Source organism: Bacillus sp. Je.9.29.b (genome assembly GCF_051129925.1).
GTDB classification, from domain to species: Bacteria; Bacillota; Bacilli; order Bacillales; family Bacillaceae; genus Bacillus; species Bacillus safensis.
In genome coordinates this window covers 71,498-92,773 of record NZ_JBCPSO010000008.1, presented here as the reverse complement: position 1 = coordinate 92,773, position 21,276 = coordinate 71,498, and the positions used below count along the sequence as shown (strand labels likewise).

The following is a 21,276-nucleotide window of genomic DNA, read 5'->3' as shown; positions in this document are numbered from 1 at the left end:
AAGAGTCTCTCTTTTTTTTTGCGAAGCAACATTGAATCTCTCTCTAAAACTGTATCTGTTATGTTTAAGTCTTATTATTCAATTGGTTCACTTTCCACTCACTAAATTTTCTGACGATAATATCTGCCACAATGTAAAATGGCAGAAAGCTGGAGTTGTCCACTTTGTTATATAAGTGAAACGGGGTGCTGCTTACATAGATATTAAACATGGCATTTTGTGCAAGGAGGTTATTCCTTAATGTGGTCATGCTGATAAATTTGATATGTCTCGTTTTCACCAATTGAATGATTTCATCTAAATTCTTCGATTCACCCGATAAAGAAATGATAAATAAAAGGTCATCCTCACCAAATTCAATGATTCCATCTGTTAAGTCCCGCTTGCTTCGTAATACTTGAGATTTCTTATGCAGTGACCATAGCTGCCGCTGTACATCATTTGCCAAATCAAGCTGTGCAGTTCCTGTCCCATAAATATAAATATACGGTGCACGATCAATCAGTTGATTTAATTGATGAAAGTCCAGCTGCTCCATATATTTTCTTGTCTGCCTGATATCTTGATCAAGCAGCTGCATTAAATCCTGTGTTGTCTCTTCACTGAAAGCATTTAATTTCACATAAGACTTTAAGTCACTGTAGCCGTCAAATCCTATTTTCTTAGCAAGCCGATGGATGGATGAGATGGAAGTATGAGCATAACGGGCAAGGTCCTGAATTTTCATTGTCTTCATTTCTTCAAGATGATCATGGATTGTTTTAATAATGTGCAGGTCATTCTTATTTAAATCTTCGAAGTATTCATTTACCAGCTTGTCCAGTATCATGCGATGTGCCCTCCAACATGAAAATATTTTCTTCCTGTGAAAATATAATCTAATGTTACAACTTGATTTCTAAATACGTCAAACCTATTGGTTTTTGTAAGCGCTCCCTTTACAGTGGTGTTATGGATCAAGCAAAGGGGTTATGCTTATGAATGCAATCAAGCGGTTTGGCAGTGCTATGGTAGTTCCTGTACTTTTATTCGCGTTTTTTGGTATTGTTGTCGGCCTCGCGACTTTATGTAAGAATCCAGCGATTATGGGGGAAATGGCTGCAGAAGGTACGATGTGGTACAAGGTTTGGTCACTGATTGAAAGCGGGGGATGGACGATTTTCAATCATATGGAATTAGCCTTTGTGATTGGATTGCCCATCTCACTTGCAAAAAAAGCGCAAGCACGTGCGACGCTCGCAGCTTTGATGATTTATCTTGTATTTAACAATTATATTCATGCTATTTTGACACTTTGGCCGTCTACTTTTGGTGTTGATTTATCGCAAGGTGTCGAAAATGTAGCGGGAGTAAAAGAAATAGCGGGTATACCTACGCTGGATACAAGTATCATTGGTGCGGTGATGATATCTGGAATCGTCATTTGGATCCATAATCGTTTTTATGATCAAAAGTTGCCTGAAATGCTTGGGATTTTCCAGGGGCTTGTATTTGTTGTCATCATCGGATTCTTTGTGATGATTCCTATTGCTTTTATCGTTGCTTTTGTATGGCCCTATGTTCAGCAGGGGATTCAATCTCTCCAAGGGTTCATGGCACAGTCTGGTTATATTGGTGTCTGGCTGTTTCATTTCTTGGAAAGGGTGTTAATTCCAACAGGACTTCACCATTTTATTTATACACCTTTTGAGTTTGGTCCAGCGGCTGTAAATGGGGGGTTAAAACCATATTGGATTGCTCACTTAAATGAATTTGCGTCCTCCACTTCCGATTTGAAGGATCTTTATCCATACGGATTTTTATTGCATGGGAATATTAAGATGTTTGGCTGTTTAGGGATAGCTTTAGCCATGTATTTTTCTACACCGAAAGAAAACAGAAAAAAGGTTTTGGCATTGGTACTACCCGCCACATTAACAGCCATATTTGCTGGAATTACAGAACCGCTTGAATTTACGTTTCTATTTCTCGCGCCTTATTTGTTTGTGATACATGCACTTCTTGGAGCGACCATGGTGACAATCATGAATATGTTTGGTGTTGTCGGAATGATGGGTTCCGGGCTTATTGAAATAGCTGCATTGAACTGGATTCCGCTCTCTTCAAATCATGGAGGGATTTATCTGATCCAAGCGATGATTGGACTTCTTTTTACAGCATTGTATTTTGTCATATTTAGATGGCTGATTGTGAAATTTGATATTCCATTACCAGGACGAAAACATGAGGAGGAGACGAGGCTATATACAAAACAAGATTATGAGAATGCTCATAAAAAAGGTCATGACCAAAAGGAAGCGCCCGTTTATGCGTCTGAGTATGAAGAGAAAGCCGTTTATTTCTTAGAAGGCCTTGGCGGTAAAGAAAACATTAAAGATGTGACAAACTGTGCCACACGTCTGCGTATTACAGTGATTGACCCTAGCTTGGTGAAAGATAGGGACTACTTTACAAAAAATAAACTGGCCCACGGCATGGCGAAGAGTGGTCAAAGCATTCAAATCATTGTTGGCTTAAGTGTACCGCAAGTAAGAGAGTCCTTTGAGACAAAACTTTTATTAGATTGAAAAAGGAGCTGGATATGATGAAAAAATTTAATATTACCATCGCTGGAGGCGGAAGTACATTTACACCGGGAATCATTTTGATGCTGTTAGACTATCTAGAGGAGTTCCCAATTCATACAATTAAACTCTATGATAATGATGAAGCTAGACAAAAGACGATTGCAGATGCATGTGAGATTATGTTAAAAGAACGAGCACCAGAAGTGCGATTACTGGCAAGCACGGACCCAGAAGAAGCCTTTACTCAAGTCGATTTTGTGATGGCACATATTCGTGTCGGCAAATATGCAATGCGTGAATTAGATGAGAAAATTCCATTGAAGCATGGAGTCGTCGGACAGGAAACATGCGGCCCAGGCGGGATAGCTTACGGAATGCGGTCCATTCCAGGTGTATTAGAACTTGTCGATTATATGGAAAAATACTCACCTGAAGCTTGGATGTTAAACTATTCGAACCCTGCAGCGATAGTAGCAGAGGCAACACGTAAGCTAAGACCGAATTCCAAGATTTTAAACATATGCGATATGCCAATTGGCATCGAAGAATTAATTGCAAAGAATTTAGGTTTATCTTCACGGAAAGAACTAGAAGTCGATTACTATGGTTTAAATCATTTTGGCTGGTGGACAGATATTCGAGATAAATCAGGAAATAGCTTAATGCCTGAGGTAATTAAGCATGTAAGCCAGCATGGTTATGCAACAGATGGAACATCTGAATTAGAACAGCAGAAGAGCTGGAACAGCACATTAAAAAAGGCCAAAGATATTCAAGCACTTGATCCAAAAACGGTACCGAATACGTATTTGAAATACTATATATTTCCAGATGAAGAAGTGGCACATTCAAATATTGAGTTCACGCGTGCCAATGAAGTGATGGAGGGGCGGGAAGCTTTTGTTTTTAGTGAATGTCAGGCCATCATTGATAAAGGAACTGCAAAGGAAACAAAGCTGACCATTGATGAGCACGCTTCTTATATTGTTGATTTAGCAAGAGCCATTGCTTTTAATAAAAAGGAACGGATGCTGATGATTGTAGAGAACAATGGCGCCATTAGGAACTTTGATCCAACAGCTATGGTCGAAATTCCTTGTATCGTTGGGAGCAATGGACCAGAAAAATTAGTAGTTGGAGAGATTCCTAGATTTCAGAAAAGTCTCATGGAGCAGCAAGTTGGCGTAGAAAAACTAGTAGTAGAAGCATTTGAAGAAGGGTCCTATCAAAAACTATGGCAGGCTATCACATTATCGAAAACGGTGCCGAGTGCTAAAGTAGCAAAAGATATTTTAGACGACTTAATTGTGGCAAATCAAGCATTTTGGCCAGAGTTAACATAACACGAGAATAAGCAATATGGGCGTGACAGCGCTCATATTGCTTATTTGTTTTTTCAACCGATGTATTGTAATGGAGACAAAAAGCCCCCTTACCAAAAGGGGGCCGCCATTCCTTACTCTGCGCTCTCCTCAACCTCACGGCTATCCTCTGTTTCACCAATATAAATAGGGCCGTTTGCGTGGTCGATTCGGATTGGCCATTCGTACGGAATTTGAAGACGTCTAGCAATGGCTCTCCAGAATTTTGTGGAATCCAATTCGAATTCTTGGAAGTCTTTTAATAAGTCTTTGTAAGACGAGCCATCAAATTGAATGTACATATCTTGAAGGCGCATGAACGCGACATGTCTCACTTCAAGTGCTGCTGCGGCTTCCATTTCTTCTTCTGTTGCTTCTCCGATGATTGTACCTGCGGGCGGAAGCATGTCGTATACGTTAAATTCCTCTTCTTCTTCGTGTGCTGCATTGTGCTGTTGATCTGACATTTTTCTTCACTCCTTCTCGTTCTCAATCAAAACTTTATTTCGTGCTTACTTCTATTATCGGAAGGAAATGTGAAATGTGGAATGAAAAGTGGAGCAGATTCACAACTCTTGCTTTTTTCTCTTGAATCATCTATGATCAATTACAGATATAAAAGATCTATAATAGATAGAAAGGAGTTTCCTCATGAAATATTCTAAGGCGACCAACTATGCGCTGCATACGATGGTGTTTTTAACTCTTGCGCCAAAGGGTAGAGCGATTGGCGTTGAGCCTCTTGCTAAGATGCAAGACCTTTCACCAACCTATTTATCTAAAATTTTAACAAAGCTTGTGAAGGCGGGATTGATTGAATCAACACCTGGTGCAAAGGGAGGTTATACCCTTATCAAACGAAAGGAAGACATTTCGTTTTTAGATGTCATTCAGGCTGTAGAAGGACAAACGAATTTATTTCGCTGCTCCTTAGAGCATGACTCCTTCATGCCTCATGATGGCTGTTTGATTGAACAGGTCATGCAGGATGTTGAAACGAAAATGCAGGAGACGTTAAGTCAAAAACGGTTAAGTGATATTGCGAACCAAATTGAGCAGACAGAAAAAAATCCATTTTTCAACATGTGATTTTTTTGAACTGATTATGGATATTAAGAGTCTTTAAAGTCTTGAATGAAAAAGGAGAGGTTGATATGTTATTAGATTGTGCCATTATCGGAGGCGGGCCAGCCGGATTAAGTGCAGCACTTGTTGTAGGAAGAGGCAGAAAGCAGGTCACTGTATTTGATGATGAGCTGCCAAGAAATCGAGTGACGCAGGAATCACATGGATTTATTACAAACGATGGAATGACACCATTTGAGATCAGACAAGCGGGAGAGGCAGATCTTCAAAAATACCCTAATATCACAATCAAACGAAGTAGAATTGTTGATATACAAAAGAAAGAGGAAAGCTTTACGTTACTGACACACGAGGGGGATGCATTTGAAGCGAAAAAAATCATTTTGGCAACAGGTCTTCAGGATATACTGCCAGAGATCGAAGGAATTCATGATGTGTACGGAAAAACGTTGTTTAGCTGTCCTTTCTGTGATGGATGGGAATTAAAGGACAAAGCACTTGCCCTCATTGCAGAGAATCAGCGAGCCTTGCATATGGCTAAGCTTCTTTCCAATTGGACAAAGGATTTGATCGTGTTTACGAATGGGCACGTGTTGGTTGAAGAGGACAAGACGCTTCTGACGGCACATTCTATTCAAGTCATTGATGTGCCAATTGTGTCGATTGATCATGACAATGGGCAGCTGCGCTCTCTACAGCTTGCGAATGGGGAGATAGTGAATAGGGAAGGCGGTTTTGTCGCAAGTGAATTCAAGCAGTCAGCCCCATTTGCCGAAAAGCTTGGCTGTCAAATGACGAAGAATGCGGGTATTGAAACAGATATTCTTGGACGTACAACCGTCAGTGGTGTCTTTGCATGTGGTGATAATCTAGGCGGTCCTGCTCAGTTAGTTCTCGCAGCAGCAGCTGGAAGCCAGGCAGGAATGGGCGTCATTCATGAACTGGTGCAAGAAGAATTTCAAGAAAAAACATCTCTATGAAAAGAGATGTTCAGCGATGAACGGTTTTCCGTTTTGCTAAGACGTGAGCTGTCCATTCAAAAAGTGCGTAGATGACAAAGAAGATCAGGATCCAGCTGCTGACATCGACCCATACATTGGTGATCTGAATGATGTTCGCCTGATCAAGTCCAGCCTGTATCCACATGGTGATCAGTGCTGTAAGGAACACTTGTAAAAACCATTTTGATGTTTTCAATTGACCACACCTCCATCTCTTTCTATCATATAAGAAATGACAGTTTATTTCCAATTTGTTTTCCTATATGTTTCAACGGTAAAATGAAAAATAAAACGAGTGAAAGGAAAGCAAATGAGTGATCAAACAAATATGTTTCTAAAAAATCATTTTCCTCATCTTATCCTCACGCCGCCTCTTTTTTATGAGTGGCCTATTGGGCTTCGGTTTGAAGTGGCAGATTGGTCATTAGGAAAAGAATCGATTGTATTAGAAAAAGCGGGAGATCGTGCTTTAGAGATTGTGAAATATACTTTTGATCCAGAAGACGAGATGCTGCTTGTGACGGATGTGTATACAGATCATGAACATGAATTAACGAAGCATAAGCTCCTTGTCTATCAAAAATATGTGCATCGGCAAGTAAGGAACAGATTGCGCCACGAGCTTTTGACTTATGTACGTCCAGAAATAGAAGATTCACTGACATTAGAGAGATTTACACTCAAATGCCAGCTGCAAGACATTCGATTGCGTCCGCTTCTCCATGCGATGTGCCAGGAGGACTTCTATGCACCGAATCAAATCTTGAAGGGAAAACTGGGGTATGAAATTTACTTAATGAATCTCTCAAAAAAAATGATTTTTCACTTATATGATGATCGAGGCTGTGATCTCATTGCGGCAGATGCTAAGCGTCTACGCCCAGTCTATGAAGGCTTACAGCACTTGCTATTAGACTATGATCGTCCTAAGATGGACCGGCTGTTTGCAGCCAAATAAAAAACCGCACTTTCGACAAGTGCGGTCAGCGGGTAGACAGTTTTATGCTTCTACTTTATTGAAGAACTGTGGCAAATATTCTTTGTGTGCTTCTAGCATTTCATCTAGGATGCTTTTTGCAATGGCATCTGATGGGACAAGCGGGTTGATGGTCATTGCGACAAGAGCTGTGTTGTAATCGCCTGTCACGGCTGCTTCAGCAGCTACACGTTCAAAGGATTTAATTTGAGAAATAAGTCCTTTGACAGCGACCGGCATTTCACCAACAGCGATTGGTTTAGGACCGTCTTTTGTGATCACACAGTTGAGTTCAACCGCAGAATCATTTGGAATGTCGCTAATAGCCCCGTTATTAATGGTGTTTACAGGCTGAATGTCATGCTTGTCGTTATAAATGGATGCAATCAAGTTACAAGCCGCATCACTGTAGTAGGCACCGCCTCGTTTTTCAAGCTGTGGCGGCTTGATGTCGAGATCAGGGTCTTTGTAAAGCTCGAACAAATCATTTTCTAATGCGCGAACGACTTCAGCACGAGTTCCTTCATTTGCTGCTGCTTTCTTTTCCTCAGCCAGCATATCACTTGTTTTGTAGTAGTAACGGTGATACGGACAAGGAATGACGCCAAGCCCTTTTAAGAAATCAGCATCCCACGGAATCGCTTGAATGTTGTTCATCGACATGCTGGAGTTTGGATCAGCCATGTCTTCAATGACTTGATCCATGATGCTTTTGCCATCTAAGAATACATTGAGTCCAAAGACCATATGGTTTAATCCAGCAAAGCTGACTTCGACTCTGCTTGCGTCGACACCAAGCCCTTTGGCGATTCCCATGCGAATGCCGATCGGCACGTTACATAAACCAACGACTTTACGATGGTTTGAATAACGAAGAACGGCTTCAGTGACCATACCAGCTGGATTTGTGAAATTCACAAGCCATGCATTCGGGCAAAGCTCTTCAATATCTTTGACAATATCAAGAATGACAGGAATGGTGCGAAGTCCTTTGAATAGACCTCCTGGACCATTTGTTTCTTGACCAATGACATCATATTTTAAAGGAATGCGTTCATCTTTCATACGTGCTTCAAGAAGTCCGACACGGAATTGTGTTGTGACAAAATCAGCATCTACAAGTGCTTTTCTGCGGTCTAATGTTAAATGAACCTCGATTGGAAGCCCTGCTTTTTTGACCATGCGTTTTGCAAGGTTTCCGACGATCTCAAGCTTTTCTTTTCCCGCTTCAATATCAACGAGCCAAAGCTCGCTAATCGGAAATTCATCGTATCGTTTAATAAATCCTTCTACAAGCTCTGGTGTATAGCTTGATCCTCCGCCAATTGTGACAACCTTTAATCCTTTTGCCATGTTCTGCACCTCCGAATAATGTAACGCGCAATGTTATAATAGAGAAAAGTCTTTTTTCTTGTTTGTACATCTTTAGCTTATCGTGAGAGCATCGTGTGCGTAAATGACTTCAGTGTCTTTAGGCAAGGGTGCCCTATTTAGAGATTTGTTACATAAAAGAAACACATTGTGACATGTTGTTGGAGAAAGGGGAAGTCAGATGTTTTCAAGTGAGGTCATTTCCAGCTTTAATGAACTAGAAAGCGCTTTATACCGATATATCATGGAAAACAGTGAAAAGGTCGTGTACATGAGAATTCGAGATCTTGCAGATGCTGCACATATTTCCACCTCGTCTGTCCTTCGCTTTTGCCGAAAAGTAAATTGTGAAGGCTTTTCAGAGTTTAAAGTGAAGCTCAAAATGTATTTAGAATCAGAGCAGACACCTTCTTTAAAAAGTACACAGCACTTTCTATATGAATTTATTGAACGAACATTGAAGGGAGACTTTGAGGGGAAAATTAAGGAGGCAGCAAAGCTCATTGCTGAGGCAAAAAATGTGCTGTTTATTGGGACTGGCAGTTCTGGCATTTTGGCGCAGTATGGGGCGAGGTACTTTTCAAGTCTTGAGAAATTTTCATTTTACATCAACGATCCGTTTTTCCCGATGAATATGCAGTATTTAGACAATAGTGTCACCATTGTGCTGTCTGTATCAGGGGAGAACAGTATTACGATTGATCATATTTCGAAGTTAAAAAGAGAAGGCAGCAAGATCATTAGTATTACGAATAACCAGCACTGCACGATTTCGCGCATTTCAGATTTAAATATTGCCTACTACGTCACAGATGAACGGGTCCACAGAGCCAATATCACCACACAGACGCCAGTTGTGTATATTTTAGAAGCCATGGCCCGTGACATGTTTGCGATGTTAAAAGAAAAGTAAAAGAGCCGCTGCATACATCAGCTGCTCTCTTTTTTCTGCTTCATAAAAGCAAGGATGGCAATGCCGGAACAAACGAGTACAAATAGACCGCCCAGCAAATACACAGACCTCGCCCCGTATGCATCTGCAATCAATCCAACAAAGAAAATAGACAAACCGACCGATACAGAAGAAAGGACGTAGTGAGCCGAATACACCTTTGATAAATCACGTACTGGCGTTTCCGTTTGAAGAATGGTTTGCTGCGAAACATCTCGGATTTGGTAGGCAGGCCCCATCAAAATACAAAGCAGCAAAGCAAGCCATGGGAGGCTGTTCAGTGAATAGACAATGGTCAGCACTGCATAAATGAATGAACCACCTGCCATAAAGAGAAGAAGCTGCTTTTGAATGAACCGGCTTATCCACGCAGCCAAGAGTCCGCCTATGATGGCACCTGTATAATAAGCGGCATTGATAAATCCCCACCATTCCTCACCTTGCTTTAAATCATGGGTGACAAAGGCAAGCGTAATCGCCCCGATCCACACAGCACCCGCAATATTTTCACAAACATCCATAAAGGTCAGGGTGCGCACCGTTTTATTTCTCCAAATGATCGTCCAGCCATCTTTGAAGCTGTTCATCTTATTTGCTTTTCGAACCGTCTCTTCTTGCTTGAGAACAGGAAAGACAGGGATGAATAATAGATAAGACAACACAATCATGACACAGGTGATCCACATTAAATAAAATGGCCCGATCCATAGGACGAGCATTCCAGTGAACGAATAGCCAGCGATTTGAACCATTTGATGAAAAATGGAGGCTGTACTGTTTGCTTTCACAAGCTGATTTGCTTTCACAAGCATCGGCATGATGGCCTGCATTAAAGGACTGATGAACCCGCCTGTGATGGAAATCAAAATGAGCGCACTAAACAGCCAGACCATATGCTGCTGAAAGAAATGAAATTGGGCTGTAAACACGATGAGCATCCCAAGACGTAAAAGCGGGACCCATTTCAATAGCCGGCCAGCTTGAAAGTAATCGGTTAAAACAGGAGAGAAGAGCCCAGCCAATAGCTGGCATATTGTTCTAATCAGCGGAAATACAGCCGCATAGGCAACAGATTGTGTATCTTGATAAATGACAAACGTGATCGTCATCACAAATAAAATATCACTCAGCATGAGAAGGCTTTTACTGCTTGTATAACACCAAAATTTGTTTCCCATATCAAACCGGCTCCTTTTCAAAAACAAGTTTAGTATAGCATGGTGATGAAGGGGCCAGAGGCTTTCCATTGAAAAATACATCTTAAGGATGAGAAGATTGTGATAAGCTAAATGAAGGACATTGTAAGGAAAGGGGTTCAATCGATTGAAAAAATTACCGGCACATGACTTTTTGGACAAACATGGCATTCCATACGAGGTCAAAACATTTTCTGCCGAAACAGAAAAGGGAGCAGCAAATGTAGCGGCAGCTCTTGGTTTTCGTGAAAGACAAATGATTAAAACATTGATTTTTGAAACAGGAGAAGGAGAGCAGCTGCTTGTGATGGTTGGCGCTGATCAGCATATTAAGTCAGGGAAACTCAAGAAAGCGGCCGGCTCCCGTAATATTAAAATGGCTTCACCGGAGAAGGTTCTTGAAGTGACGGGCTATCGAATTGGCTCGATTCCGCCGTTTTGCTGGCAGCCAGAAGGATTCCGCACCATTATTGAGGCTTCGTTATTAGAAGAGGAAATATTAGGTGTTGGGGCAGGCGAATGGGGAAATGAAATCCTCATCACACCAGAACAATTAGTGAAAGCCTCAAAAGCTGTACCGTTTGACATCGTGCAGCCAGCTGAATAAAAAAAGTGCCTGTTTCAGAAGCAGGCACTTTTTTAATTGGTAGCAGGCGTAGTAAATGGACCGATACCTTTCATTTGCAGGAAGGCATCCACGGTTCTATTTTCTTCAAGATCATTCGCCCGTTTGCACACAACAACCGGTCTGACGATCTCGATGCCTTCAATGTACACGCGCCCAATTTCTTGCCGCTTGAGACTGCCATGAACCGCATCACGGGGAACAAGTGTGATGCCATATCCAGCTTTGATCATTTGAATCGCTTCATGAACACCGCTGAATTGTAAATCAACGGTCGGTTTTTTGATTCCTTTCGAGGTAAAAAGAGAAAAGAGCTTATCTCTTGTGGAACTGCCTTCTTCACGCATCAAAAAAGGCTCCTGACTCAGGCGCTCCAGCGGGACGGTTTTTCCGTTTAACGGATGGTCTGCCGGCACAATAAAATCATAGCTTAAATTCGTTAAATGAGAAGTGAGAATCTCCTCATGGTGCAGATCCTCGATCACAGCGATGGCCACATCTGATTCATATTGAAGCAGGCTCTCTAAAACCTGAGCGGAGTTTCCGCTTTTTAATTCAATTTCTGTCTGTGGTGAAGATTTTTTAAAAGCAGCAAGCCAATCTGGCAGTAAAAAGTTGAGTGGTACATAGGTAGAAGCGATGCGGAGCCGCCCCTTTTTTCCGTTTTGTAAAAGTGTGATCTGATATTCTACTTCTTTTTCAGCCTCGAACACTTGCCGGGCATAAGGGTATAGAATTTTCCCCATTTCCGTAAGTGTAATGCCTCTGCCATTTCGTTTAAAAAGACGGAAACCGATCTCACTTTCAATGCTTCTAAGCTGAGCCGTCACAGCTGGCTGTGTCAAAGATAGCAAGTCTGCTGTTTGTGTAACGCTTTTTGTCTCTGCGACCTTTGCAAAAATCCGAAGGGCATGTAAATTCAACTTTGCACCACCTATCAATTATTTTGATGGTTTAATCAAAAACATTCATTAGATTTATTATAAGGCATCCCTTATTGTAAAGATAGCGAAGGGGGAAGGGAAAATGGATCATCGTCAAAAGCAAGTGGTGTCAATATCGCTTATCACAGCATTTGCACTGATTGGAGATTCAATGCTTTATATTGTGCTTCCGATCTATTGGAAAGAGGTTGGTTTATCATCTATTTGGGAGGTCGGGCTGCTGCTGTCCATTAACCGATTCATCCGCATCCCGTTAACACCTGTTGTTTGGTGGCTCTATCGGTTTGTCCCAATGAAGACCGGTGTATTGATCGCTATTTTGATTGCATCAGTGACCACAGTGCTTTATGGTGTGAGCGGTTTTTGGCTGCTGCTGATTTGCCGCTGCGCTTGGGGGCTGGCATGGACGTTATTGCGTATGAGTGGAATGAGATTAATTGCTGAGATGGAGGAAAGCTCTCAAGGGCATTATACGGGCATTTATAATGGGCTTTACCGGCTTGGCAGTTTATTCGGCATGTTATTTGGCGGAATATTCGCCAGCCTGATCGGCTTCCAGTCCATGACGCTTGTTTTTGGTTTACTCACATTACTAGGAATCATTTTTTATGTCTCTTTGGATGAGATTGAAAAGGGAGAAGAGGGGCAGGTGTATCAAGTCATCAAACAGAGGTGGCTTGCACGGGATGTTGTAAAAGTATTAATGACAGGTATGCTGATCGCACTTGTGATCCAAGGGTTATTCGCATCAACCCTCAGTCATGTCATTGAAGCAAGGATCGGTCATGGTGAATTTGCTCTGTTCGGCTTTGTTATCGGAGCTTCGGCTTTAAGTGGAATCATTCAAGCGCTCAGATGGGGGTGGGAACCATTTGTAGCACCGAAAACGGGCAGATGGTTTGATGGGCTTGTGATGAAGGAACGAACGCTTTGCTGGATGTTTCTTTCATTTGGAGGTCTCAGTCTTCTGGCGGTCATGCTGAAGGTAAGCGGCTGGTTTCTTGTGATGCTGCTTTTGATCCAGCTGCTGTCAACAATCTTAACAACATTAACGGATACGCTTGCTTTTCAAAAAGCGTCTGCTCAAACAGATAAAAACCGCTTTCTCGCAAGCTATTCCTTTGTTCAAGATATGGGAGCAGCTCTAGGACCCTTGTGCGGGTATACGATGATTCAGTTTTTTGGATCAAGCAGCGTCTTTTGGCTGATGCTCATTATAAGCTTATTGCTTGTCAGCATGTGGGCAAGAGGCAGAGAGCTGCATGTTACTTCTGATCCAGCGTAATAAATCAAGCGTTATACAAAAAACTGCCTCATGCGCTGAATGCAAGAGGCAGTCGTGTTTTTTTATTCTAGATCTGAATCATAGGCTTTTTGCGTCAGCTGGCTGACCACCTCTTTTAACCCATTTGGTTTATGAAACTCAACAGGTGTGCTTCCTTTTTCGAAGACGATTTGATCTGCTTCAACGAGCACGACATATCGATTGTTGAGCTTTGCAATATGGATCGAGTGGCCAAAGTCTGCTAGAAGACCTTTGATTTCCGTTTCGCCTAGACGCATTTTCATTGTGATATCAGGGGTTTGTTCAACAATATGGGAGGCCGCTTGTGTGACCTGCTCTGTATCGAGTGTTTCTCTAATTTCTCGCTTTTCACTCGCTTCCCATATTTCAAGATCCTCTTCAAACTGCTTTAATTCTTCACTTTCATCCTGTAATGTTTCAAAAACCTGTTCCTGTACCATATTCATAACCTGTGATTTCATGATTTCAGGCATGGATTCACCGTATTCGACGAATTTCAAAAAGTCCTCAAAATAACGAGCGTGTGAGGATTGGTGAATTTTCACTTCAGCTTCCTCAGTCATTCCCTCTTCTGGCATAAACGGGTATTGAATCGATTTCATGTTTTTGGTCGTAATAGCCATTTCGACTTTTCTAATTAAGGTAGATGTATCAGCGATAGAAGCCACTTTTTGTTCGAAATCGCATTTCATAATAAAGACAAAGGAATCATCGAAATACTTTTTAGGAACAGCAGAAGCAACTAAAAAAACGCCGCCTCTGACAGCACTTGTATCTAAATATGTGCGAACAAACTGTTCACTGTATTCATTAAACAATTCTTTTGTATCTGCAAATCTCGTTTGATGAAATAGGTTGTAGTTTGGATTTGAATCGAGCTCATGACCGGGCTCTACAATAAATCGGCCAATTTTGGTCGGTACTTGTTCAGATTTAGGGTGTCTGTCCACTTTTCGTTTGACGATTTTTTTCAGTTCACCGTCTAAAAAGTCCTTCAGCTCACTTTGTTCAAATTCTTCTTGATCTAGTGTTTGATAATGTTTAAATCGTTTATTTGCTTGTTCATCTTTGCCTTCGATTTCCACGACAAAGAATGATAGAAAACGTATCGTAAAATCCATTGATTGGTCACCACTTTTTCTTCTTCGGATATGTTGAGTATAGAAAAAGGAGTGAAAATCGTCAACGAATGGAGAAATATCGTGTCATTATTTCCCGAGAAATGTTTATTGAAAAACACTTGATAATAATTATCATTCTTGATAGAATGATAAAAGAAAAGAAGGAACCTGCCAGTTCCTTCATCTCAGAAAAAAATAGATTATTTTGTTTCAAATGTTTCGCAATCAGTTTCAGCATTGCGAGTCACTTCAGTCATCGTGTTTTTACCGATTTTAATGGTAGAAGCGGTACAGCTGTTTTCAGCCCAAAAACGGCAAGAGTTCACTTCACAAAGAACGTTTTGTGCCAAGGGAATTCACCTCCGTAATTCATATTGAGAATGAAACAAGCTGCCACTTGAATTCATTCAATCTAGTAGTCTCTTTGTAGAAAGAGGCTGTTTGTGCTGGTTATGCACATGTTTATCATACCATCTACCCTGAAAATATACAATTTAAACTTTGGAAGAGCGAGAATATGAATCTCGCTCTTTTTTTATTTTTAAAAATAGTTAAATGCTAGGTGGCACACTCTCTCATTTCGACATATGAATAGAGTAGATTCAAAACCTGATGTCGGACAAAGTATGGGGGTACATGTACTGATTTTCCGCATAAAGATAGGGTTTTTAATCAAAAAATTTTCATAGAGAGATGAGGGGAGAAGATGAAAGCAGTCATTCTCTGCGGAGGAAAGGGAACGAGAATGAGTGAGGTCACACAAGCGCTTCCTAAACCACTTGCTATGATCGGAGATCGGCCTATTCTATGGCATATTATGAAAATCTATCAGTATTACGGTGTAGACGAATTTATCCTATTGCTTGGATATAAAGGAGAGAAGATCAAAGAGTACTTTCTGAACTACGACTGGCAGCATCACAGCATGCAGCTCGATATGGCGACAGGAGAAATGAAGCTTTTAGGGAAAAAGGAGAACTGGAAAATCACCTTTTTAGATACAGGTGAAGATACGATGACAGGCGGACGTTTAAAGCAGGCACAGGATTACATTGGTGATGAGACCTTTATGATGACGTATGGTGATGGACTGGCCAATATCAATATGTTTCATTTGCTGAAACGTCATCAGGATCTTGGAGCAGCTGCGACTGTCACAGGCATTGAAAAGAAGTCCCAGTACGGGACACTGAAGGTGTATAACGGGATGGCACAATCCTTCTCTGAGAAGACAGACAGTATCGGGATGATCAATGGAGGATTTTTTGTGTTGTCTCCAAAGGTATTTGATTATTTGACAGATGATGATCAATGCGTGTTTGAAGCGGAGCCTCTTCAAAACCTGGCGGATGATGGAGAGCTTGCCGTTTATGAGCATCACGGATTTTGGACAGCAATTGATACGTATAAAAACCTGAAGGAAATCAACGACATGTGGACAGATGGAAAACAACCATGGAAGGTTTGGTGACAGCATGAGCGGATTTTGGAATGGAAAGAACGTATTTGTAACTGGATGTACAGGGCTGTTAGGGAGCTATCTCGTTAAGGAATTGGTTGATCAAGGGGCAAACGTGACTGGACTTGTGCGTGATCAGGTGCCTCGATCGAATTTATATCAAGGCAGTCAATTTGAAAAAATGAATGTGGTGCAAGGCGCATTAGAGGATATGCAGACGATTGAACGTGCGTTAGGAGAATATGAAATTGACACCGTCTTCCATTTGGCTGCCCAAGCCATTGTTGGGGTCGCAAATAGACATCCTGTTTCTACATTTGAAGCGAATATTTTAGGGACATGGAATGTACTGGAGGCTTGCAGAAGACAGCCGCTGATCAAACGAGTGATCGTGGCATCAAGTGACAAAGCCTACGGTGATCAAGAGCAGCTGCCATACGATGAAGACATGCCGTTAAACGGGAAACATCCGTATGATGTTTCGAAGAGCTGTGCAGATCTCATTTCTCATACGTACTACAACACATATGGTCTTCCGGTTTGTATTACACGCTGCGGTAATTTATATGGAGGCGGAGATTTGAATTTCAACAGAATCATTCCGCAAACCATTCAGCTTGTGTTAGAAGGAAAGGCGCCGGAAATTAGAAGTGACGGGACATTTATTCGTGATTATTTCTACATTGAAGATGCAGTGAAGGCTTATTTGCTGCTAGCTGAGAAGATGGAGGAAAAAGGGCTGGCGGGAGAAGCCTTTAACTTTAGTAACGAGATTCAGCTGACAGTGCTTGAGCTTGTGGATAAGATTTTAAAGGCAATGGGAAGTGAACTGAAGCCTCGTATTTTGAGCCAAGGAACACATGAAATTAAGCATCAATATTTGTCAGCAGAGAAAGCGAGAAAGCTGCTTGATTGGAAGCCTGATTACTCCATTGATGAAGGCTTAGAGAAGACGATTGAATGGTACCGCGAATTCTTTCAAAAATAGAGGTGTAAATAGATGAACAGCATATATTGTACGGTTCTTTCAAGTGGAAGACTTTATCAAGCCATTGCGTTTTTCTTATCGTTGAAGCAAGTAGAAGATGATGCTGTCATCAAGACGTTATGCATGGATGATGCTGCATTTGATTTGCTTCATCAAATGAATTTTCCGCATGTGGATCTTGTTCATGTACGGGAGCTCGAAACACCAGAGCTGCTGGAGAAAAAAGAGGAACGGGATGCATCGGAATATTGCTGGACCCTAAAGCCGATTTGGATTGAGTGGTTATTTGAACAGGAGCAGGCAGAGAGCGTGACCTATCTTGATGCGGATTTGTTCTTTTATGAGAGCCCTCAGGTGATTTTTCAACATCAGCCGAATGCTTCTGTTTTAATTTCGAGAGGGGATATTGTCATTCCAAGCTTTGATGCAGAGGAAGTGAAGATGCTTCAGAAGCTTTTAGGACGCTATAACTCAGGCTTTCTGCATTTTAAAGGAGATGAAGCCGGACGAAAATGCCTCAGCTGGTGGAAAGAAGAATGCTTAAAAGAATGTAAAAATGCACCGGGAGAAGGCAAGTTTGGCGATCAAGGATATCTAGATCATATGCCGAGACTGTTTGACAAAGTAGAAGATATTGAGACAAAAGGCGTGAATATTGGTCATTGGAACTATGGGCAGCATTCTTATCGGGAGGAGAATGGACGTATTCTTCTGGAGGATGGGCACCCGCTCATTTGCTATCATTACAGCGGCTTTCGGATTGTGAGCAAGGATGAGATGCAGCAAATTCATGAAAAAGGACGAAATGACCTGCCGTTTTTCCAAGAAGCCTATCGGCAAGTGCTTCGCCATGTGATTGAATCTGTGGAGCAGGTCGATCCGCTGTTTAACGGCTATGCCAAACGGGAGGAGGATGACGCATGAATGAAAAGCCAAAGGTAAGCGTCATTATTCCAAGCTATAATGCCAAAGAGCGTTTAGAAGGAAGCCTTTTTTCCTTAACGCTTCAGGAAACAGATATTCCATTTGAGGTCATTGTTGCCGATAATGGCTCAACGGATGGCACGATGGAAATGCTCAAGAATATTGAGGTGAACTTCCCGTTTAAAAAGGTGCGTATTCCTGTCAATCAAGGGATTGCAAAGGGGCGTAATCATGCCATTCGCGAGGCGGAGGGAGATCTGCTCATTTTTCATGACAGTGATATGCTGGCAGAACCGAGATTTATTCAAAAGCATGCAGAGGCTCATGCTGACAGGGAGGATCTTGTCATTTGCGGTGTGTGCTGGAAGCGGATTTATCGCTATTTTTACAAAGCGTTTGATAAGGATCATATGAAGCGGTTGAAAAAGCAAGGACTGTATAAACGGAAAATGGAGGACAAAACGCCTCTTTTATCATTGGAAGAAGTCGAAAATGGTGCATTTCTAGAGAAAAGCTTCGATTTGCAGTCTGAGTTTATTGATATCCTGAAAGACATTTTGGAAACGTACCACTATGATTTAGATTCTTATGAGCTGCCATGGCGATTTTTTATTACAAATAACTCCTCTGTTAAACGTAAGCATGTCATGGCACTAGGGATGTTTGATGAAAATATCGTTCGGTACGGATTTGAGGATTATGATTTAGGGATTCGATTGAATCAGCTTGGTCTCTCCTTTGAATTGAGAGAGGATATCATGAGTGTGCATCAAGAGCATCCAAGTAATTTAACGTCATTTGATGACATCAAATACAACATTTTGTATATGTGTGAGAAGTACAATCATATTGACGCTATTGATGTTCATTTGGCTTTCTCTGGTCCGTTTTCTCACACTGTGACAAATGATATTGTGAAAGAAGTTCGGCAGCTGCGTGAGAATCCAGCATTTGATGACCTGTTATCCTATTTTTTAGAGCTGCTTCATTTGATCACAGAGCGGAATGTAGGCATCAAGCGGGATAAAAAAGATATGTTGACAGCCAAGCATGTTCCTTTGAAAAAGCTGGCAGAAGCGGCGCAGCTTGCACGTGAGGAGTATGGCTGCATGGTGCTTGTAGAAGCCATTCAAGGGCTGACGAAAGAGCTGTTGCGCGTTGATTTGTTCCAAGTGGATGTGTTGTAAATGGCGTCTTATCACTTTACAACCATTGTGTCGAATACCCATGTTTTTAAGCTTTTGGCGCTGATTCATTCGCTTGAACAAAACGCGCATGCCTTCAAGCTGTCCGTTTTATGTGCAGACCCTTTGGCTTATAAGGTATTAAAGGAGTTCCCTCACCCGCATGTTCAATATGAACAGCTTGAGGACATTGAAGATGATACGCTGCGGAAGGCAAAAGAAGATCGAACGTTTCATGAGTATTGCTGGACATTAAAGCCTGCTTTTCTGCTCAAAATTCTTGAGTCCTCAGATGCAGATTATCTTGCCCATCTGGATACGGATTTGTATTTTTATCATGATCCGGAGGCGATTTTTGCAGAAAATCCAAGCGCTCATTTATTTTTGACGGATCATATGAATTCCAAGCGGTTCTATCATTTTTATGAGTTGTCTGGCCGCTTTAATACTGGGTTTGTAGGCTGCCGTAACACAGATGTTGCCAAACAGGCAGTCACGCAATGGAAAGAAAACTGTCTTGCCCATTGTACTGTAGAAATGGATACAGAAAAAAAGACATACGGAGATCAGCGGTATGTGGAAAGATGGGTTGATGATTTTGAAGGGGTTCATATCGTTGCATCTAAAGGAGCCAATGCGGCGATTTGGAACATTGAAAACTACAAGCTTTCAGTTGTAAAAGGAGATATGTATCTCGACGAATGTCCACTCTTGTTCTATCATTTTTCTGCCTTTACGATCATTGACGAGAATACCTTTAACCTTAATTGGTATTATTATATGAAAGAACAGAAGCTTGTGGATCATTTGTATATTCCGTATGCCGACTTGGTTCATCAAAAGATTAAGCAGGTGCAAAAGGTATTTCCAGAATTTAAGCAAGGATTTATTGCAAGGAAGCATGTTCCTGACACGCATTTTTATGAGAGATGAAAAAACCGCTCATTTATTGAGCGGTTTTCTTTTTATGATTCATTCCATTTAGAGATGGTTTGGTCGCTGGGAAGTAAGAAGGCTAGGATGCCTAATATCGGTAAAAAGGCAACACCGATCATGGTAGGCGTTAAGCCGAAGGCATCAATGAATGAGCCGAGGGCAACCGATCCGATTGCACCCATACCAAACGCAAGCCCAACAGTTAAACCAGACATTGTGCCAATTTTCCCGGGAAATAGTTCTTGGGCATAAACCACGGTGACAGAGAAGCTTGATGTCAAAATGAGCCCAATCAGTCCGAGTAAAACATAAGCAAAAACCGGTCCGGCAAATGGCAGCAGCAGGGCAAGCGGGAAGGATGCCAATAAGGAAACTAAAATCACGTTTTTCTTGCCAAAGCGGTCTGCAAGCGGCCCGCCTAAAAATGTCCCAATTGCACCTAGAATAAGAAATAAGAAGATATAAGTCTGTGATTCTTTAATCGTCAAACCGTATTGTTCAATCGCATAAAATGCATAGAAATTCGAAATGGCATTTCCATACCAAGAGCGGGCGAAGATGAGAAAGACGATAATGCCAAGTGCAATGAGTGCTGATTTACGATGAATATCAGATCTAGCAGCTTTTGCAGGTGTTCTTTTCGCTTGGGCCCGAATGGTTTGAAGCCTTCCTGCGTACCATCTTGAAATATAAAGAAGGAAACCAACCGCCATCATTCCAACAATCGTAAACCAAGCCACGCCTGTCTGACCGAGCGGGACGAGCATTAATGCAGCGATAAGCGGAGCAAAGGCTTGACCTGTATTCCCGCCTACTTGATAGATGGACTGGGCAAGACCTCGTCTTGGACCAGCTGCCATGTTGGCAACACGGGAGCCCTCTGGATGGAAGATTGCAGAGCCGAGTCCGATAAAGACAACGCAAAGCAGAATGGTGGCAAACGACGGAGCAAACGCGAGTCCGAATATACCAACAGCACTTGAAAATAAAGCAATCGGAAGTGCATAAGGCATCGGCCGTTTATCTGTGTACCACCCTATAGCTGGCTGCATCACGGAGGAGACCATATTTAATGTAAAAGCAATCAGCCCTAATTGTGTAAAGGTCAGCCCCATTGAGCGTTCCAAAATAGGGAACATCGCAGGAATAACGGCTTGTAATGTGTCGTTCAGCATATGACAAATACCAATAATCAATAAGATGGGATAAACCGTTGAGCCGGTAACAGAATGTTGAGGTTTATCCTTTGGACGAGCAGCAATGGCCAATGAGACTTCCT

The 21,276-nt window shown here is 41.7% G+C and carries 22 protein-coding genes; 13 read left to right on the top strand and 9 right to left on the bottom strand.

The genetic code is table 11. The annotated features are described in order from the left end of the window. Window positions 1–64 precede the first annotated feature (64 nt). Window positions 65–829 (bottom strand): MurR/RpiR family transcriptional regulator, encoded by a 765-nt coding sequence (locus AAZR19_RS16405; RefSeq protein ID WP_087976394.1) that lies wholly within the window; start codon window positions 827–829, stop codon window positions 65–67. A 148-nt stretch (window positions 830–977) separates the two neighbouring features. Between AAZR19_RS16405 and AAZR19_RS16400 the strand changes: the two genes are divergently transcribed. Both AAZR19_RS16400 and AAZR19_RS16395 read left to right on the top strand, forming a co-directional pair. After that, the gene (locus AAZR19_RS16400) at window positions 978–2,567 is read left to right on the top strand and encodes an alpha-glucoside-specific PTS transporter subunit IIBC (protein ID WP_326349918.1); all 1,590 of its coding nucleotides are present in this window, start codon (window positions 978–980) and stop codon (window positions 2,565–2,567) included. Between the two features lie 17 nt (window positions 2,568–2,584). Next, window positions 2,585–3,910 carry a 6-phospho-alpha-glucosidase gene (locus AAZR19_RS16395; RefSeq protein WP_434703759.1) on the top strand — a complete coding sequence of 442 codons (1,326 nt, stop codon included), beginning with the start codon at window positions 2,585–2,587 and terminating at the stop codon, window positions 3,908–3,910. 113 nt (window positions 3,911–4,023) lie between these two features. Here the strand turns inward: AAZR19_RS16395 and AAZR19_RS16390 are convergent, their stop codons facing one another. Further along, complete coding sequence (locus AAZR19_RS16390; protein WP_039177014.1) at window positions 4,024–4,395, bottom strand: hypothetical protein; 372 nt, start codon at window positions 4,393–4,395, stop codon at window positions 4,024–4,026. A gap of 184 nt (window positions 4,396–4,579) precedes the next feature. Here AAZR19_RS16390 and AAZR19_RS16385 point away from each other — a divergent pair, with 184 nt between their 5' ends. Both AAZR19_RS16385 and AAZR19_RS16380 read left to right on the top strand, forming a co-directional pair. Further along, entirely contained in the window at window positions 4,580–5,017 is a 438-nt protein-coding gene (locus tag AAZR19_RS16385) for an Rrf2 family transcriptional regulator (protein ID WP_076841112.1), read from the top strand. 65 nt (window positions 5,018–5,082) lie between these two features. Continuing rightward, window positions 5,083–5,994, top strand: a complete 912-nt coding sequence (locus AAZR19_RS16380; protein WP_434703757.1) for an NAD(P)/FAD-dependent oxidoreductase — start codon at window positions 5,083–5,085, stop codon at window positions 5,992–5,994. A 10-nt stretch (window positions 5,995–6,004) separates the two neighbouring features. On the opposite strand, the gene AAZR19_RS16375 is transcribed toward AAZR19_RS16380, so the two are convergent. Continuing rightward, window positions 6,005–6,211 carry a hypothetical protein gene (locus AAZR19_RS16375; protein ID WP_163115608.1) on the bottom strand — a complete coding sequence of 69 codons (207 nt, stop codon included), beginning with the start codon at window positions 6,209–6,211 and terminating at the stop codon, window positions 6,005–6,007. Between the two features lie 114 nt (window positions 6,212–6,325). On the opposite strand from AAZR19_RS16375, the gene AAZR19_RS16370 reads away from it, so the two are divergent. Continuing rightward, window positions 6,326–6,973: a DUF3885 domain-containing protein gene (locus AAZR19_RS16370; RefSeq protein ID WP_434703754.1), complete on the top strand. Its 648-nt coding sequence runs from the start codon at window positions 6,326–6,328 to the stop codon at window positions 6,971–6,973. 42 nt (window positions 6,974–7,015) lie between these two features. Here the strand turns inward: AAZR19_RS16370 and AAZR19_RS16365 are convergent, their stop codons facing one another. Continuing rightward, complete coding sequence (locus AAZR19_RS16365) at window positions 7,016–8,344, bottom strand: 6-phospho-beta-glucosidase (protein ID WP_024424565.1); 1,329 nt, start codon at window positions 8,342–8,344, stop codon at window positions 7,016–7,018. A gap of 199 nt (window positions 8,345–8,543) precedes the next feature. Here AAZR19_RS16365 and AAZR19_RS16360 point away from each other — a divergent pair, with 199 nt between their 5' ends. After that, entirely contained in the window at window positions 8,544–9,275 is a 732-nt protein-coding gene (locus tag AAZR19_RS16360) for a MurR/RpiR family transcriptional regulator (RefSeq protein WP_024424566.1), read from the top strand. A gap of 17 nt (window positions 9,276–9,292) precedes the next feature. On the opposite strand, the gene AAZR19_RS16355 is transcribed toward AAZR19_RS16360, so the two are convergent. Next, the gene (locus AAZR19_RS16355) at window positions 9,293–10,492 is read right to left on the bottom strand and encodes an MFS transporter (RefSeq protein WP_434703752.1); all 1,200 of its coding nucleotides are present in this window, start codon (window positions 10,490–10,492) and stop codon (window positions 9,293–9,295) included. 145 nt (window positions 10,493–10,637) lie between these two features. Between AAZR19_RS16355 and AAZR19_RS16350 the strand changes: the two genes are divergently transcribed. Next, the gene (locus tag AAZR19_RS16350; RefSeq protein ID WP_024426664.1) at window positions 10,638–11,117 is read left to right on the top strand and encodes an aminoacyl-tRNA deacylase; all 480 of its coding nucleotides are present in this window, start codon (window positions 10,638–10,640) and stop codon (window positions 11,115–11,117) included. A gap of 32 nt (window positions 11,118–11,149) precedes the next feature. Here the strand turns inward: AAZR19_RS16350 and AAZR19_RS16345 are convergent, their stop codons facing one another. Beyond that, window positions 11,150–12,058 carry a LysR family transcriptional regulator gene (locus AAZR19_RS16345; RefSeq protein ID WP_434703750.1) on the bottom strand — a complete coding sequence of 303 codons (909 nt, stop codon included), beginning with the start codon at window positions 12,056–12,058 and terminating at the stop codon, window positions 11,150–11,152. Between the two features lie 103 nt (window positions 12,059–12,161). Between AAZR19_RS16345 and AAZR19_RS16340 the strand changes: the two genes are divergently transcribed. Further along, window positions 12,162–13,364, top strand: a complete 1,203-nt coding sequence (locus tag AAZR19_RS16340; protein WP_087976401.1) for an MFS transporter — start codon at window positions 12,162–12,164, stop codon at window positions 13,362–13,364. A gap of 62 nt (window positions 13,365–13,426) precedes the next feature. Here the strand turns inward: AAZR19_RS16340 and AAZR19_RS16335 are convergent, their stop codons facing one another. Both AAZR19_RS16335 and AAZR19_RS16330 read right to left on the bottom strand, forming a co-directional pair. Continuing rightward, complete coding sequence (locus tag AAZR19_RS16335; RefSeq protein WP_163115636.1) at window positions 13,427–14,506, bottom strand: DUF3900 domain-containing protein; 1,080 nt, start codon at window positions 14,504–14,506, stop codon at window positions 13,427–13,429. 200 nt (window positions 14,507–14,706) lie between these two features. Beyond that, window positions 14,707–14,856: a DUF1540 domain-containing protein gene (locus tag AAZR19_RS16330; RefSeq protein WP_073204211.1), complete on the bottom strand. Its 150-nt coding sequence runs from the start codon at window positions 14,854–14,856 to the stop codon at window positions 14,707–14,709. 356 nt (window positions 14,857–15,212) lie between these two features. Between AAZR19_RS16330 and rfbF the strand changes: the two genes are divergently transcribed. The 5 genes from rfbF to AAZR19_RS16305 are packed head-to-tail and all read left to right on the top strand — an operon-like array spanning window position 15,213 to window position 19,994. Then, window positions 15,213–15,977: a glucose-1-phosphate cytidylyltransferase gene (gene rfbF, locus AAZR19_RS16325; protein ID WP_024424573.1), complete on the top strand. Its 765-nt coding sequence runs from the start codon at window positions 15,213–15,215 to the stop codon at window positions 15,975–15,977. A gap of 4 nt (window positions 15,978–15,981) precedes the next feature. Beyond that, window positions 15,982–16,953 carry a GDP-mannose 4,6-dehydratase gene (locus AAZR19_RS16320; protein WP_041108628.1) on the top strand — a complete coding sequence of 324 codons (972 nt, stop codon included), beginning with the start codon at window positions 15,982–15,984 and terminating at the stop codon, window positions 16,951–16,953. Window positions 16,954–16,965: 12 nt separating this feature from the next. After that, window positions 16,966–17,877, top strand: a complete 912-nt coding sequence (locus AAZR19_RS16315; RefSeq protein ID WP_024426658.1) for a putative nucleotide-diphospho-sugar transferase — start codon at window positions 16,966–16,968, stop codon at window positions 17,875–17,877. Next, a complete protein-coding gene (locus AAZR19_RS16310) occupies window positions 17,874–19,064 on the top strand; it encodes a glycosyltransferase family 2 protein (protein WP_041108626.1) in 1,191 nt (396 codons plus the stop codon). The genes AAZR19_RS16315 and AAZR19_RS16310 overlap by 4 nt, the downstream gene beginning before the upstream one ends. Next, the gene (locus AAZR19_RS16305) at window positions 19,065–19,994 is read left to right on the top strand and encodes a putative nucleotide-diphospho-sugar transferase (RefSeq protein WP_041108624.1); all 930 of its coding nucleotides are present in this window, start codon (window positions 19,065–19,067) and stop codon (window positions 19,992–19,994) included. It abuts the gene before it with no gap. Between the two features lie 32 nt (window positions 19,995–20,026). Here AAZR19_RS16305 and AAZR19_RS16300 read toward each other — a convergent pair whose 3' ends face one another. Beyond that, window positions 20,027–21,265: an MFS transporter gene (locus AAZR19_RS16300; RefSeq protein WP_041108622.1), complete on the bottom strand. Its 1,239-nt coding sequence runs from the start codon at window positions 21,263–21,265 to the stop codon at window positions 20,027–20,029. Window positions 21,266–21,276 lie beyond the last annotated feature (11 nt).